The organism is Phenylobacterium sp. (assembly GCF_046463815.1).
In the GTDB taxonomy this organism is placed as follows: domain Bacteria; phylum Pseudomonadota; class Alphaproteobacteria; order Caulobacterales; family Caulobacteraceae; genus Phenylobacterium.
Window position 1 is genome coordinate 12,019 of sequence record NZ_JBKBRO010000003.1, and the last position, 14,315, is coordinate 26,333.

Annotated in this window: 12 protein-coding genes; 2 read left to right on the plus strand and 10 right to left on the minus strand. The window is 70.2% G+C overall.

The features are described 5' to 3' along the window. Nucleotides 1–74: 74 nt before the first annotated feature. The 6 genes from clpA to ACK4TT_RS02235 all read right to left on the minus strand — a co-directional run bounded on the left by clpA (nucleotide 75) and on the right by ACK4TT_RS02235 (nucleotide 6,208). Entirely contained in the window at nucleotides 75–2,384 is a 2,310-nt protein-coding gene (clpA, locus tag ACK4TT_RS02210; protein WP_409641091.1) for an ATP-dependent Clp protease ATP-binding subunit ClpA, read from the minus strand. Nucleotides 2,385–2,390: 6 nt separating this feature from the next. Next, the gene (clpS, locus tag ACK4TT_RS02215; RefSeq protein WP_012521861.1) at nucleotides 2,391–2,720 is read right to left on the minus strand and encodes an ATP-dependent Clp protease adapter ClpS; all 330 of its coding nucleotides are present in this window, start codon (nucleotides 2,718–2,720) and stop codon (nucleotides 2,391–2,393) included. Nucleotides 2,721–2,864: 144 nt separating this feature from the next. Beyond that, nucleotides 2,865–4,136, minus strand: a complete 1,272-nt coding sequence (locus tag ACK4TT_RS02220; protein WP_410212283.1) for a DNA polymerase IV — start codon at nucleotides 4,134–4,136, stop codon at nucleotides 2,865–2,867. Then, nucleotides 4,133–5,005 carry an ROK family protein gene (locus tag ACK4TT_RS02225; protein ID WP_409641085.1) on the minus strand — a complete coding sequence of 291 codons (873 nt, stop codon included), beginning with the start codon at nucleotides 5,003–5,005 and terminating at the stop codon, nucleotides 4,133–4,135. Before ACK4TT_RS02225 ends, ACK4TT_RS02220 begins: the two co-directional genes overlap by 4 nt. A 38-nt stretch (nucleotides 5,006–5,043) precedes the next feature. Then, nucleotides 5,044–5,511 (minus strand): hypothetical protein, encoded by a 468-nt coding sequence (locus tag ACK4TT_RS02230; RefSeq protein ID WP_410212284.1) that lies wholly within the window; start codon nucleotides 5,509–5,511, stop codon nucleotides 5,044–5,046. Nucleotides 5,512–5,530: 19 nt separating this feature from the next. Further along, the gene (locus ACK4TT_RS02235; RefSeq protein ID WP_409641080.1) at nucleotides 5,531–6,208 is read right to left on the minus strand and encodes a hypothetical protein; all 678 of its coding nucleotides are present in this window, start codon (nucleotides 6,206–6,208) and stop codon (nucleotides 5,531–5,533) included. 114 nt (nucleotides 6,209–6,322) lie between these two features. Here ACK4TT_RS02235 and ACK4TT_RS02240 point away from each other — a divergent pair, with 114 nt between their 5' ends. Beyond that, nucleotides 6,323–6,688, plus strand: coding sequence for a response regulator (locus ACK4TT_RS02240; RefSeq protein WP_409641077.1), 366 nt, complete (start codon nucleotides 6,323–6,325; stop codon nucleotides 6,686–6,688). A 4-nt stretch (nucleotides 6,689–6,692) separates the two neighbouring features. Beyond that, nucleotides 6,693–8,057 (plus strand): PleD family two-component system response regulator, encoded by a 1,365-nt coding sequence (locus tag ACK4TT_RS02245; protein ID WP_410212285.1) that lies wholly within the window; start codon nucleotides 6,693–6,695, stop codon nucleotides 8,055–8,057. 196 nt (nucleotides 8,058–8,253) lie between these two features. Here the strand turns inward: ACK4TT_RS02245 and rpmG are convergent, their stop codons facing one another. The 4 genes from rpmG to topA all read right to left on the minus strand — a co-directional run bounded on the left by rpmG (nucleotide 8,254) and on the right by topA (nucleotide 14,289). Then, the gene (rpmG, locus tag ACK4TT_RS02250) at nucleotides 8,254–8,421 is read right to left on the minus strand and encodes a 50S ribosomal protein L33 (RefSeq protein WP_012521869.1); all 168 of its coding nucleotides are present in this window, start codon (nucleotides 8,419–8,421) and stop codon (nucleotides 8,254–8,256) included. Between the two features lie 102 nt (nucleotides 8,422–8,523). Next, complete coding sequence (locus ACK4TT_RS02255; protein WP_409641070.1) at nucleotides 8,524–9,237, minus strand: NUDIX hydrolase; 714 nt, start codon at nucleotides 9,235–9,237, stop codon at nucleotides 8,524–8,526. 76 nt (nucleotides 9,238–9,313) lie between these two features. Next, nucleotides 9,314–11,659 carry a ribonuclease R gene (gene rnr / locus ACK4TT_RS02260; RefSeq protein ID WP_410212286.1) on the minus strand — a complete coding sequence of 782 codons (2,346 nt, stop codon included), beginning with the start codon at nucleotides 11,657–11,659 and terminating at the stop codon, nucleotides 9,314–9,316. A gap of 44 nt (nucleotides 11,660–11,703) precedes the next feature. Beyond that, nucleotides 11,704–14,289: a type I DNA topoisomerase gene (gene topA / locus ACK4TT_RS02265; RefSeq protein ID WP_410212287.1), complete on the minus strand. Its 2,586-nt coding sequence runs from the start codon at nucleotides 14,287–14,289 to the stop codon at nucleotides 11,704–11,706. Nucleotides 14,290–14,315: the final 26 nt, after the last annotated feature.

The window sequence follows — 14,315 nt, forward strand, 5'->3', positions numbered from 1 at the left end:
ACGTGCCGTGCGACTCCTCATCTGTCATCCTTCGGGCGACACCTTCTCCCGCAAGGGGAGAAGGGCGCGTCAGGTCAATCCACCGGTTCGGCCTCGGGGGTCTCGATGACCGGGGCGCCGGGCTCGCGGGTCTGGCCCTCGATCTCGAACGCCAGCTTGCCGTCCTTGAGCACCACCTTGACGTGGCCGCCCTTGGTGAGCCGGCCGAACAGGATCTCGTCGGCCAGGGGCTTCTTGATGTTCTCCTGGATGACCCGGGCCAGCGGCCGGGCGCCGTAGAGTTCGTCGAAGCCGTTCTTGGCCAGCCAGTCGGTGGCCTCGTCGTCCGTTTCGATGGTGACGTGCCGGTCGGCCAGCTGGGCCTCGAGCTGCATCACGAACTTCTGGACCACCTGGCGGATGATCTCGGGCGTCAGCGCGCGGAAGTGCACGATGGCGTCCAGGCGGTTCCTGAACTCGGGCGTGAACTGCCGCTTCAGCGCCTCTTCCACCTCGTCGTCCTGCTTGCCGCGGCCGAAGCCGATGGCGTTGCGCTGGGCGTCGGCGGCGCCGGCGTTGGTGGTCATGATCAGGACCACGTTGCGGAAGTCGATCTTCTTGCCGTTGGAGTCGGTCAGCTGACCGTGGTCCATGACCTGCAGGAGGATGTTGTAGACGTCCGGGTGAGCCTTCTCGATCTCGTCCAGCAGGACCACCGCGTGTGGGTGCTGGTCGACCGCGTCTGTCAGCAGGCCGCCCTGGTCGAAGCCCACGTAGCCGGGCGGCGCGCCGATCAGGCGGCTGACCGTGTGGCGCTCCATGTATTCCGACATGTCGAACCGCAAGAGCTCGATGCCGAGCGTGCCGGCGAGTTGCCGGGCCGTCTCGGTCTTGCCGGTGCCGGTGGGGCCGGTGAACAGGTAGCAGCCGATCGGCTTGTTGGCGTCGCGCAGGCCGGCGCGGGCCATCTTCATGGCCGCCGAGAGCTGCTCGATGGCCTCTTCCTGGCCGTAGACCGCGCGCTTCAGGTCGCCCTCGAGCTGCTTCAGCGCCTCGGTGTCGGACTTGGACACCGACTTGGGCGGGATGCGGGCGATCTTGGCGACGACCGCCTCGATCTCCTTCACGCCCAGGGTCTTCTTCCGCTTGCCCTCGGTCAGAAGCATCTGTGAGGCGCCGGCCTCGTCGATGATGTCGATCGCCTTGTCCGGCAGCTTGCGGTCGGTGATGTACTTGGCCGACAGCTCCACCGCCGCCTTGATGGCGTCGTTGGTGTAGCGGAGCTTGTGGAACTCCTCGTAGTAGGTCTTCAGCCCTTTGAGGATCTTGATCGTGTCGTCGATCGTGGGCTCGTTGACGTCGATCTTCTGGAAGCGCCGGACCAGCGCCCGGTCCTTCTCGAAGTGCTGGCGGAACTCCTTGTAGGTCGTTGAGCCCATGCAGCGCAGCGTGCCGGACGCCAGGGCGGGCTTCAGCAGGTTGGAGGCGTCCATGGCTCCGCCCGAGGTGGCGCCCGCGCCGATCACCGTGTGGATCTCGTCGATGAACAGCACCGCGTCGGGGTGGTTCTCCAGTTCCTTGACGACCTGCTTCACGCGCTCCTCGAAGTCGCCGCGGTAGCGGGTGCCGGCCAGGAGCGCGCCCATGTCGAGCGAGAAGATGGTGGCGCCCGCGAGGACTTCCGGGACCTGCTTGTTGACGATCTTGCGGGCCAGGCCTTCGGCGATGGCGGTCTTGCCGACGCCGGGATCGCCCACCAGCAGCGGGTTGTTCTTGGTCCGGCGGCAGAGGATCTGGATGCAGCGCTCCACCTCGGCCATCCGCCCGATCAGCGGGTCGACCTTCCCCTGCTTGGCCTTCTCGTTGAGGTTGATGCAGTAGGCCTCGAGCGCCTCGCCGCCGGTCTTCACCGCGGGCTTCTCGTCGTCCTCCGAGCCCTTGACGGGCTTGGCCTCGGACGCACCGGCCTTCTTGGCGATGCCGTGGGCGATGTAGTTGACCGCGTCGTAGCGGGTCATGTCCTGCTCTTGCAGGAAGTAGGCGGCGTGGCTCTCGCGCTCGGAGAAGATCGCCACCAGCACATTGGCGCCGCTGACCTCCTCGCGGCCGGAGGACTGCACGTGGATGACCGCGCGCTGGATGACGCGCTGGAAGCCCGCCGTGGGCTTGGCGTCCTCGCCGTCGTCCACGACCAGCGAGCGCAGCTCGTTGTCCACGTAGTTGGTGAGGGTGGTCCTGAGCGCGCCGAGGTCCACGTCGCAGGCGCGCATGACGCCGGCGGCGTCCTCGTCGTCGACGAGCGAGAGCAGCAGGTGCTCTAGCGTAGCGTATTCATGCTTTCGCTGATTGGCGTAAGCGACCGCGCGGTGCAGGGACTCTTCGAGCTGGCGCGAAAATGAAGGCAAGAGGCCTTAATCCTTCTCCATGGTGCACTGCAGCGGATGTTGGTGCCGCCGCGCCGTATCAACGACCTGGGCCACTTTGGTTTCCGCTACTTCGTATGTGTAGACCCCGCAAACGCCCACGCCGTGTTGATGGACATGGAGCATTATGCGAGTCGCGTCTTCACGCGACTTGTTGAAGAACTGCTCAAGTACGTACACGACGAACTCCATCGGCGTGTAGTCGTCGTTCAGGAGCAGAACCCGGTACATGGCGGGCTTCTGCGTCTTCGGCTTCGTCTGGGTGATGACCGCCGAGCGAACGCCGGCGCCGGAGTCACCTTCCTTCCGTTCGCTCATCAACCGATCTCCTGGCGCAGCCGACGACGCGCCCTCCAAGGATTAGATATGGAAGATGGGCGCATTTGGAAGGGTCGAATCGTCACGGTCCACGATGAACGTCAACCCGCGCCGGCGCGCCGCCACGCCGGGTTGCGCCGCCGATCACTCTTCGTTGAGCGCCTTGGATTTGAGCATACGGCCGGACGTCACCGCGTCCTTGCCGAATTTCTGACGGATGGCGTCGAGGGTCCGTTCGCCGGCCAGGGCCTTGCGTTCGGCCTCCGCGAAGAAGTCGGCCGAGGCGGCCTCGGCGTCCACCAGGTCGGCGATCCCGATGCCGATGAGGCGCCAGGGACGGCCGGCGGCTTCTTTCGCCAGCAGCTCGCGCCCGACCGCGAACAGGGTCTTCGCCGTCTGGGTGGCCACGGGCAGCGTGCGCCGCCGTGTCACGATCCGGAAGTCCGTGGTCCTGAGCTTCAGCGTCACCACGCGGCCCGCGACCCCGCCCGCGCGAGCCTGGCGCGCCACCTTCTCGCACAGGGGCGCCAGGCGGTCCTCCAGGTCGGCGACGGCGCTCAGGTCCTCGTTGAAGGTGGTCTCGGCGCTGATGCCCTTGCGCTCCTCGTTGGGATTGACGGTCCGGCTGTCGCGGCCGTGGGCGAGGTCGTGCAGGCGCAGGCCATGCGCGCCCCAGCGCTCGGCCAGGACCTTGCGGTCCACGCGGGCCAGGTCGCCGACCGTGCGGTAGCCCGCCTTTTCCAGCGAAGCGACCATGGCCGGGCCCACGCCGGGCAGGATGCCGACCGGCTTGCCCGCCAGGAACGCCTGGGCCGACCTCGCGCCGATCACCGAGAAGCCGCGGGGCTTGTCGAGGTCGGAGGCGATCTTGGCCAGGAACTTGTTGGGCGCCAGGCCGATGGAGACGGTCAGCCCCGTCTCGGCCTCGATGCGGGCCTGGAGCTTCGCCAGCGTGAGCGCCGGCGGCGCGCCGTGCAGGCGCTCGGTGCCGGACAGGTCCATCCAGGCCTCGTCCAGGGACAGGTTCTGGACGAGCGGCGTCAGCTCGGCGGCCATGCCCAGGATGCGCCGGCTCTCGGCGCGGTACTTGGTGAAGTCCGGCTTGATGACCACGGCCTCGGGGCAGGCCCTCAGCGCCTTGAACATCGGCATGGCCGAGCGGACGCCCTTGATGCGGGCGATGTAGCAGCAGGTGGTGACCACGCCGCGTTTACCGCCGCCGACGATGACCGGCACGTCCCGCAGCTCGGGCCGGTCGCGCTTCTCGACGCTGGCGTAGAAGGCGTCGCAGTCCATGTGGGCGATGCAAAGCTCGTCCAGCTCCTCGTGGGCCACGATTCGGGGCGAGCCGCAGGTCGGACAGCGGCGCAGGGGCGCCTCGCCGGTCCAGAAGCAGTCCCGGCACAGCGCCTTCACCGGGGCGGCTCCAGGGGCCAGAGCCAGGCCGCGCCACGGACGCCCGAGGAGTCGCCGTGCAGGGCCTTGCGGACCGGCGTGTCGAAGGCGTCGGAGAAGACATGGGGCGCGATGGCCCCGGGCAGGCGGTCGTAGAGCGCGTCCACGTTCGACATGCCGCCGCCCAGGACGATCACCTCGGGGTCGAGCACGTCCACGATGACCGCCAGGCCGCGTCCCAGGCGGTCGATGTAGCGGGCCAGCGCCGGTCCGTCCTCGGCGGCGGCCTGTTCGGCGGGGCGGCCGGCGTCGCGGGCGAAGGCCGGGCCGCTGACCCATTGTTCCAGGCAGCCGCGCCGGCCGCACCAGCATTCGGGGCCAGGCCGCTCGTCATCGGCGGGCCAGGGCAGGGGCGAGTGGCCCCACTCGCCGGCCACGGCGTTGCGGCCCTGGACGGGGCGGCCCTCCACGGCGATCCCGCCGCCGACGCCCGTGCCCAGGATGACGGCGAAGACCACGCCGAACCCGGCGCCGGCCCCGTCCGTCGCCTCGGACAACGCCAGGCAGTTGGCGTCGTTGGCGTAGCGCACGGACCGGCCCAGCACGCGCTCCAGGTCGGTCGGGAACGGGCGGCCGTTGAGCTGGGTGGAGTTGGCGTTGCGCATCAGCCCCGTGGCGGACGAGGGCGATCCGGGACCGCCGACGCCGATCCGGGTCGCCGTCGCGCCGGCCTGTCGCTCGGCCTCGGCGACGAGCTCGCGCACGGCCTCAAGGCCCGCGTCGTAGTCCGGCGGCGAGGGGACGCGCACACGCGCCTGGAACCGGCCCTCGGCGTCCAGCGCCGCGGCCTCGATCTTGGTCCCGCCGAAATCCACGCCGAAGCGGATCATGCTCCCGCGTATACCTGATTTGTTCCTTCGCCGCTCGTTCAGGCGCCGGACCTGGCGAGGTTGGGCTTGGGGATGGCGAAGGCGAAGGGGCCGTTCTTCGCGCGTTCGCGGGCCTGCTCGGCCCAGGCGGCGGCGAAGGCGAGGGGGCGTCCCGGCTGCGGCGCCTCGCGTACGATCCGCACGCGGCGGTCCTTCAGGGCCGTGGAGAGCTGGGCCCACAGGTCAAGGTCCTCGGTCGGGGGCTCCTCGCCCGGCTGGGGCGCCAGGATGCGGGGTGCGGCGGCGACGCCCGCGTCGGAGGTGACGAGCTCGACCTCGGCGCCCTTGGGCAGGTCCTTCAGCGCGGCGGCGAGCGCGAGCAGCGGGGCGCGGCCGCCCGATAGGCGGCGCTCGCCCGCGGCCAGGCCCGCCAGGCCGGCGGCGTCTCGGCGCACGAAGGCCCAGCCGCCCACGCGGAACGGGGCGGCGTAGGCGACGGCGAGCCAGATTCGGATGGGGTCGGACATGGCCGCCCGCTTACCACGCTCAGCGGCGGATGGCGGCCTCGATGGCCTCGGCAAGCTCGGCCCAGTCGTCGATGCGCGGGTGCCGCTCGGACCGCGGGGCCAGCGGCTGCAGGCGCGTGTCGGCCACGTGCTGGAAGGTCGCCGTGGCGGGCGAATGCTCGGCCACCGAATCGAGGTTCGGCAGCAGGTCGTCCACGAAGGCCGTGGGATGCGGGGTCTGACCGACCAGGCCTGCGGCGATGGGGCCCTTCGGCCCGACGTTGAGGATCAGGGGATGGGGCAGGCCGTGCCGCTCCAGCCAGTGGGCCCGCAGGCGCTCGGCCTCGGCCGGCGCGTTGGACAGGATCAGGATCTCGGCGCCCTTCGCCAGCCGGTTCAGGCCCGCGATGGCCCCGGGCGCGGGCTCGATCTCGTGGCAATGGGTGCGGAAGAACTCGTTGAACAGGGCCTGGCCTTTCGCGAGGTCCAGGTGCTCGGCGGCGCCCGGCTCGTAGATGTTCTGGAAGAGGGCGAAGCGGTCGATTCGGAACTCCAGCCCCCGGCTCGCCAGGAAGTCCCCGAAGCCCTGCATGAAGAGGCCCAGCACCTCGTCCACGTCCACGAGCACCAGGGGGCGCGCCTTGGAAAGTCCAAGGGATTCAAGCGACGGGGCGGCGACGGCCAGGCTGGTCAGGGGGGTGGTCAGGGGGGCGGTCAAGGTGGCGTCCAAACGCGGCTAACGAAGTTTAAGGATATCTCGTGGGATCAACGCGGATCAGGTGGGGAAGGCTCGAGTGTTCGCGCCGGACCCGAGGAGAGCGCCGGGTCCCGTATGGCCAAGAAGGTCCTCATCGTCGAGGATAACGAGCTGAACATGAAGCTTTTTCATGATCTGCTCGATGCCCAGGGCTACGAAATCTTCGAGACCCGCGAGGGCCTCGCGGCGCTGTCGCTCGCCCGCGAGCATCGCCCTGACCTGATCCTCATGGACATCCAGCTCCCCGAGATCTCGGGCCTCGAGGTCACCAAGTGGCTGAAGGAGGACGAGGAGCTGGCCCACATCCCCGTCGTGGCCGTGACGGCCTTCGCCATGAAGGGCGACGAGGAGCGCATCCGCGAAGGCGGCTGCGAGGCCTATATCTCCAAGCCCATCTCGGTCTCGCACTTCCTCGACACCATCCGCCGCCTGCTGGACTAGCGCCGTGTCCGCCCGCATCCTCGTGGTGGACGACATCGAGGCGAACGTCCGCCTGCTCGAAGCCAAGCTTTCGGCCGAGTACTACGAGGTGCTGACGGCGTCCGATGGGCCGACGGCGCTCGCCATGGCCGCCTCCGAGCGGCCCGACATCGTGCTGCTGGATGTGATGATGCCCGGCATGGACGGCTTCCAGGTCTGCCGCCGGCTGAAGGACGACGCCGAGACACGCCACGTCCCCGTCGTGCTGGTCACCGCCCTCGACGGCCGGTCCGACCGCATCGCGGGCCTGGAGGCGGGCGCCGACGACTTCCTGACCAAGCCCATCGACGACGTCATGCTGTTCGCCCGGGTGCGCAGCCTCACCCGGCTGAAGGCGGTGATCGACGAGCTGCGCGAGCGCGAGGCCTCGGGCCGGCGCATGGGCGTGATCGCCGGGGCCGCCTCGCGGCTGGGCGGCGGCGGCGGCCGCATCCTCATCGTGGACGACAACGCCCGCCAGGCCCAGCGCGTCTGCGCCGAGCTGGCCGTCGAGCACCGCCCGGTGGTCGAGACAGACCTGGAGAAGGCGCTGCTGACCGCCAAGGGCCCGGTCGACCTGGTCATCGTCAACGCCGGGGCCAAGGCCTTCGACGGCCTCAGGCTCGCGGCCCAGATCCGCTCGGACGAGGCCACCCGCGGCCTGCCCGTGCTGGCGGTGGTGGATTTCGACGAGCGCCACCGCGTCGTGAAGGCCCTGGAGATCGGGGTGAACGATATCCTGGCCCGGCCCGTGGACCCCGGCGAACTGGCCGCCCGGGCCCGCACCCAGATCCGCCGCAAGCGCTACACCGACTACCTGCGTAACAACCTCGACCACTCGCTGGAGCTGGCCGTCACCGACCAGCTCACGGGGCTGCACAACCGCCGCTACATGCAGGGCCAGCTCGAGGCCCTGATGCGGCGCTCCCTGGCCGGCGGCGACCCGGTGGCCCTGCTGGTCATCGACATCGACCACTTCAAGCGCATCAACGACAGCTTCGGCCACGACGTGGGCGACGAGGTGCTGCGCGAGTTCGCCGTGCGCCTGGCCTCCAACGTCCGCGCCGTGGACCTGCCCGTGCGCCATGGCGGCGAGGAGTTCGTGGTGGTCATGCCCGACACCTCGCTGGACGACGCCGGCCGCATCGCCGAGCGCATCCGCCTGCACGTGGCGGGCTCGCCGTTCCGGGTCCAGGGCGGCGAGGAGCTGCTGTCGGTGACCATCTCCATCGGCGTGGCCGCCAGCGCCGGCCCCGGCGACAGCGCCCAGGCCCTGCTCAAGCGCGCCGACGAGGCCGTCTATGAGGCCAAGTCCAGCGGCCGCAACCGGGTGATCGCCCGGGCGGCCTAATTTCCCTCCCTTGATGGGGAGGGACAGGCCGCGTGAGCGGCCAGTGTGGGGTAGGCCTCTCCCAACCGCCGAGCCCGATCGACTATTCCCCACCCGTCTCGCTGCGCTCGCCACCCTCCCCAGACAGGGAGGGAAACGAAAAACGCCCGGCGGTGAGGCCGGGCGTCTTCACAACAAAATCAGAGGCTTCGTCAGCCTACTTGATCTTGCCTTCCTTGAACTCGACGTGCTTGCGCACGATCGGGTCGTACTTCTTCAGCACCATCTTGTCGGTCTTGGTGCGGGCGTTCTTCTTGGTCACGTAGAAGAAGCCGGTGTCGGCCGTCGAGTTCAGGCGGATCTTGATGGAGGCGGGCTTCGCCATGGTCGGTCCTTAAACGCGGGGCCAAACGGGATCGCACCGCCGGCGGGTGTTCGTAAGAGGCGCGGAAAATACGAATCCGCGGCCGGAAGTCAATGCCGCGCCTCAGAGATAGGCGGGCCGCCCCGCCGCGCGGTCACGGTACCGCAGGAAGGGCTTGGGCCGCGAGGGGTCCTCCATGCGGGCCGCGGCTTCCTTGAGCATCAGCCGCGTGACGGTCGGCAGCGGCAGGTCTGCGGCCTCGTCGAAGTCGACCCAGGCGATCTCCTCCAGCTCGCCGCAGTCGGACTGGCGCTCCAGGCTCATCAGCCGTTCGGCGTCGGCAAGCAGGAACCAGGTGTCGAAGCGCTTGGCCACCATGGGCGGGGTGATGGCGCGGGCGATGACGTCCAGGGCGTCCAGGTCGGCCAGCGCCCCCTGGGCCACGAACTCGCGCCATGGGCCGGCGCCGGGACGCCCCGGCGAGGGCCGCGCCAGCAGCAGGCCGGTCTCCTCCCAGGTCTCCCGCACGGCGGCCAGGGCGAGCGCGCGGCCCTTGCCGGGCTTCAGATAGGCGTCGAACAGGCCCGCCACCTCGGGCCGCAGGTCGGTGGCGAAGGGGGCGCGGTAGTCCGAGCGGTCGATCCGGCCGCCCGGGAACACCCAGCGGTCGGGCATGAAACTGTGGCCGCCATGGCGCTTGCCCATCAGCACGCGGGGCTTGGGGCCGTCCCGGCGGACGATCATCACCGTGGCGGCGCTCTTCGGGCGCACGGCCTTCTGGCCCGTGACGCGGGGCGGGCCTTCGGGTTTCAGGGGCAGTATCGGGGCGTCGGACATCGAACAACTGTATGAGCCCGACGGCCGGCGAGGGAAGGCTGTCCCAGCGTCAAGCTTCCACCGTCAACGACCCCCCTCAACGTTTGGGGCGGGTCTTCTTGCCCCTGCTCTTCGGCGTGCGGCCCGCGCCGCCGCCGTGCAGCTTCCCCCGGGGCGGGCCCTTGAAGCCGCCGCCGGGCCTGCGGTCGCCGCGGGCCCGAACGCCCAGGCGAGGCCGCGGCGCCGTGCGGTCGGGCGGGGCGGGCTCGCTCAGCATGTCGAACAGGAGGCCGCCGGTGATCGGCGTGGCCTCGCGCAGCCGCACCTGGACGCTCATCCCCAGCGGCCAGCGCGCGCCCGTGCGCTCGCCCACCAGGGCGTGCGCCCGGTCGTCGTGGATGAAATATTCCCCGCCCAGGCTGGAGACGGGGACGAGGCCGTCCGCGCCCGTCTCGGCCAGGCGCACGAACAGGCCGAAGCGGGTGACGCCGGTGATCTTGCCCGCGAACTCCGCGCCGACCTGGTCCGACAGGAAGGCGGCGACGTAGCGGTCGGTGGCGTCGCGCTCGGCGGCCATGGCCCGCCGCTCGGCGAAGGTGATCTGCTCGGCCGTGCCCTTCATCTGCGCGATGTCGCGCTCGGAGAGGCCGTCCTTGCCCAGGCCGAGGGCCGTGATCAGCGCCCGGTGGACGATCAGGTCGGCGTAGCGGCGGATCGGCGAGGTGAAGTGGGCGTACTTGGCCAGGTTCAGCCCGTAGTGGCCGATGTTCTCGGTGTTGTAGTGGGCCTGCATCTGGGTGCGCAGGACCACCTCGTTGACGATCTCGGCGTTGGGCCCGTCGCGGGTCTCCTCCAGCAGGCGGTTGAAACGCTCGGTGCGCGGCGCCTCGCCCTTGGTCCAGGGCATGCCCAGGGTCGCCAGGAAGTCCACCAGGGCGAAGATCTTCTCCTGGCTGGGGGCGTCGTGGACCCGGTAGATCAGCGGCGTCTTCTTCTGCTCCAGGGTCTCGGCGGCGCAGACGTTCGCCTGGATCATGAACTCCTCGATCAGCCGGTGCGCCTCCAGCGCCTCGCGCGGCAGGATCGAGGCCACCCGGCCCATCTCGTCGATGTGGATCTTCCGCTCCAGGCTCTCGATGGCGAGCGGGGAGCGGGCGTCGCGGCCCTTCTTGAGGCAGGCGTAGGCGGCCCACAGCGGCTTCAGGACCGTCTCCAGCAGGGGGCCGGTCTTGTCGTCGAGCTTGCCGTCGATGGCGGCCTGGGCCTGTTCGTAGGCCAGCTTGGCGGCCGAACGCATCAGGCCCCGCACGAAGCGGTGCGACCGCTTGCGCCCGTCGGCGCCGAACACCATCCGCACGGCGAGGCAGGCGCGGTTCTCGCCCTCGCGCAGCGAGCAAAGCCCGTTCGACAGCCGCTCGGGGAGCATCGGCTCCACCCGGTCGGGGAAATACACGCTGTTGCCCTTCTCGCGCGCCTCCTTGTCCAGGGCCGATCCGGGGCGGACGTAGGCGGCGACGTCGGCGATGGCCACCCAGACCACCCAGCCGCCGGGATTCCTCGGGTCCTCGTCCGGATGGGCGTAGACCGCGTCGTCGTGGTCGCGGGCGTCGGCCGGGTCGATGGTGATCAGCGGGACCTCGCGCAGGTTCTCGCGGCCCGACAGCGTCGGCGGTTCGGCCGCTTCCGCCTCGGCCTCGGCGGCCTGGGAGAAGCCGGTGGGGATGCCGTGGGCGTGGATGGCGATCAGCGAGGCGGCGCGCGGCTCGTCCTCGCGGCCCACCACCTCCAGCACCTTGCCCCGGTGCGGCCCATAGCGGCCGGCGGCGCCGCTCACCTGGGCCACCACCAGGTCGCCGTCCCGCAGGTCGCCGGGATCGTCCAGCACCAGGGTGTCCTTGGAGCGGCGGTCGACGGGCTCCACGCGGACCTCGCGGCGCGCCTTGCGGACCACCCCCAGCACCCGATGGGCGCTCTGGCCCAGGCGCTTGATGAGCCGGGCCTCGAACTCGCCGTTCTCCAGCCTGACGAACCGCACCAGCAGCCGGTCGCCCAGACCGGGGGCGTGTCCGACCACGTCGCCGCCGGGCGCCAGGGCCACCAGCGGCGCGTCCTCGCCCTTGGTCAGCCTGACCAGCAGGTCGCCGTCGGGATCGCGCTCGACCACGTCCACCACGCCCACCTCGGGCAAGGCGCCGGTCTCGGCGAAGCCGCGCCGGCTGCGGCGGGATAGCGTGCCTGCGTCCTGCATCTCGTTCAGCATCACGCGCAGGGCGCGGCGGTCGGCGCCCTTAAGGCGGAAGGCGCGGGCGATGGCGGCCTTGTCCGTCTCGCCGCTCTCGCGGATGAACTTCAGCAGGGTCTCCCGGTCGGGAAGGCCCAGAGAAGCCTTTTGGGGGAGCTTCGGCGGGACTCGGGTCGGCTTGGGCGTGCGGGGACGGGCCATCGCTGGTGCTTAGCACAACGCCACCGCCCGGGCCTTACTCCGTGTCAGTCCTCGGCTTTGGCCTTCTTCGCCGAGGCCTTCTTCGCCGAGGCCTTCTTGGCCTTGGGCGAGGCCTTTGCGCCCCGCGCGGGCTTCTTCTTGCCGCCGCCCTTGGCCTCACGCTCGGCCAGCAGCTTCACCGCCTCGTCCATGGTGAGCGCCCTGGGATCGGCGTTCTTGGGGATCGTGGCGTTGGTGGAGCCGTGCTTCACGTAAGGCCCGTAGCGGCCGGCCAGGACGCGGACCGGTTGCCCGTCGGCCGGGTGGGCGCCCAGGTCCTTCAGCGCCTCGGCGTCGGCGCCGCGCTTGGCGCCGGCCCGCTTGGTGGCGATCAGGTCCACGGCGCGGTTCACGCCCACCTCGAACACCTCGTCCACGCTCGGCAGGTTGGCGTAGGTGCCGTTGTGCTGGACGAAGGGGCCGTAGCGGCCGATGCCGGCCAGGATCGGCTGGCCGTCCTCGGGGTGCGGGCCCACCTCGCGGGGCAGGCGCAGCAGGCGCAGGGCCTTTTCGCGGTCCATGTCCGCCGCGCTCCAGCCCTTGGGCAGGCTCGACCGCTTGGGCTTCTCGCCTTCGCCGAGCTGGACGTAGGGGCCGAAGCGGCCCGACTTTAGCCAGACCGTCTCGCCGGTGGCCGGGTCGGTCCCCAGGTCGCGGTCGCCGTTGCCCTCGGCGCCTTCCGCGTCGGGCGGGCCGAACGGTCGGGTGAAGCGGCATTCCGGATAGTTCGAGCAGCCGATGAACGCGCCGGTGCGGCTGGGCTTCAGGCTGAGCCGGCCGCTGCCGCAGCGCGGGCAGGTCCGCGGGTCCGAGCCGTCGGCGTTCGGCGGGAACAGGGTCGAGGCCAGGCTCTCGTCGAGGGCGTCGATCACCTCGCGGGTGCCGATCTGGCCCAGCTCGCCGACCTTGGCGTTGAAGTCGGCCCAGAAGTTCTTGAGCAGCACTTTCCAGTCGAGGTCGCCGGCCGAAACCTGGTCGAGCTGGTCCTCCAGGTCGGCGGTGAAGTCGTACTCGACGTACTTCTTGAAGAACTCCTCCAGGAAGATGGTGACGATCCGGCCCTGGTCCTCGGGCACGAACCGCTGCTTCTCCATCCGCACGTAAGCCCGGTCGCGCAGCCGCTCCAGGATCGAGGCGTAGGTCGAGGGCCGGCCGATGCCGAGCTCCTCCATCTTCTTCACGAGGCTCGCTTCGGAATAGCGCGGCGGCGGCTCGGTGAAGTGCTGGTCGGCCTTGGCGGAGCGGACAGTCGCCTGGGCGCCTTCCGCCACCTGGGGCAGGCGGCCGCCTTCCTCATCCTCGGGGTCGTCCTGGCCCTCCTCGTAGACGGCGAGGTAGCCGGGGAAGGTCACCACCTGGCCGGTGGCGCGCAGGCCGGTGCGGCCATCGGCGCTGTCCAGGTCGATGGTCGTGCGCTCGATGCGGGCGCTTTCCATCTGCGAGGCGATCATCCGCTTCCAGACCAGCTCGTAGAGCCGCCCGAGGTCGCCTTCGAGCCGCAGCTTGCCGGGATTGCGCGCCAGGCTCGTCGGGCGGATCGCCTCGTGCGCCTCCTGGGCGTTTTTGGCCTTGGTCGAATAGAAGCGCGGCTTCTCGGGCACGTACTCCTTGCCATACAGACCGCCGATCACCGTGCGCGCCTCGTCCAGCGCCTCCGGCGCGGTCTGCACGCCGTCGGTCCGCATGTAGGTGATGAGGCCCACCGTCTCGCCGCCGATGTCGACGCCTTCATAGAGCTTCTGGGCCGCCTGCATGGTCCGCTGGGCCGAGAATCCGAGCTTGCGGGCGGCCTCCTGCTGCAGGGTCGAGGTGGTGAAGGGCGGGGGCGGGGAGCGCCGGCCCGGCTTGCGCTCGACGGCCGAGATCCTGAAGGACGCCGCCTTCACCGCGTCGCGGGCTGCGAAGGCGCTCGTCTCGTTGGCGAGGTCGAACTTCGAGAGCCGCTTGCCCTCGTGCTTCACGAGGCGTGCGGTGAAGGGATCGCCGCCGGCCGCCACCTCGGCCTCGACGGTCCAGTATTCCTGGGTCCTGAAGCGTTCGATCTCGAGCTCGCGGTCGACGATCAGGCGCAGCGCCACCGACTGCACGCGCCCGGCCGACTTGGCGCCCGGCAGCTTGCGCCACAGCACTGGCGAGAGCGTGAAGCCCACCAGGTAGTCGAGCGCGCGGCGGGCCAGGTAGGCCTCGACCAGCTCCATGTCGAGGTCGCGCGGATTGGCCATGGCCTCGGTCACGGCCGCCTTGGTGATGGCGTTGAACACCACCCGCTGGACCTTGGCGTCCTTGAGCGCCCGCTTCTTCCGCAGGACCTCCAACACGTGCCAGCTGATGGCCTCGCCCTCGCGGTCTGGGTCGGTGGCCAGGATCACGCGGTCGGCGCCCTTGGCGGCCTCGGCGATCTCGGACAGGCGCTTGGCGGCCTTGGCGTCCACGTCCCACGACATGGCGAAGTCCTCGTCCGGGCGCACCGAGCCGTCCTTCGCGGGCAGGTCGCGGACGTGGCCGTACGAGGCGAGCACCTTGTAGTCGGAGCCCAGGTACTTGTTGATGGTCTTGGCCTTGGCCGGGCTCTCGACGATGACGACGTTCATTTAGGCGGTCTGGTCCCCAAAGAGGC

Bases quoted from the DNA above. Each gene is read 5' to 3' on its own strand.
- clpS (WP_012521861.1), bottom strand. From the start codon at position 2,720: ATGAGCGAACGGAAGGAAGGTGACTCCGGCGCCGGCGTTCGCTCGGCG.
- ACK4TT_RS02225 (WP_409641085.1), bottom strand. From the start codon at position 5,005: ATGATCCGCTTCGGCGTGGATTTCGGCGGGACCAAGATCGAGGCCGCG.
- ACK4TT_RS02230 (WP_410212284.1), bottom strand. From the start codon at position 5,511: ATGTCCGACCCCATCCGAATCTGGCTCGCCGTCGCCTACGCCGCCCCG.
- ACK4TT_RS02240 (WP_409641077.1), top strand. From the start codon at position 6,323: ATGGCCAAGAAGGTCCTCATCGTCGAGGATAACGAGCTGAACATGAAG.
- rpmG (WP_012521869.1), bottom strand. From the start codon at position 8,421: ATGGCGAAGCCCGCCTCCATCAAGATCCGCCTGAACTCGACGGCCGAC.
- ACK4TT_RS02255 (WP_409641070.1), bottom strand. From the start codon at position 9,237: ATGTCCGACGCCCCGATACTGCCCCTGAAACCCGAAGGCCCGCCCCGC.
- rnr (WP_410212286.1), bottom strand. From the start codon at position 11,659: ATGGCCCGTCCCCGCACGCCCAAGCCGACCCGAGTCCCGCCGAAGCTC.
- topA (WP_410212287.1), bottom strand. From the start codon at position 14,289: ATGAACGTCGTCATCGTCGAGAGCCCGGCCAAGGCCAAGACCATCAAC.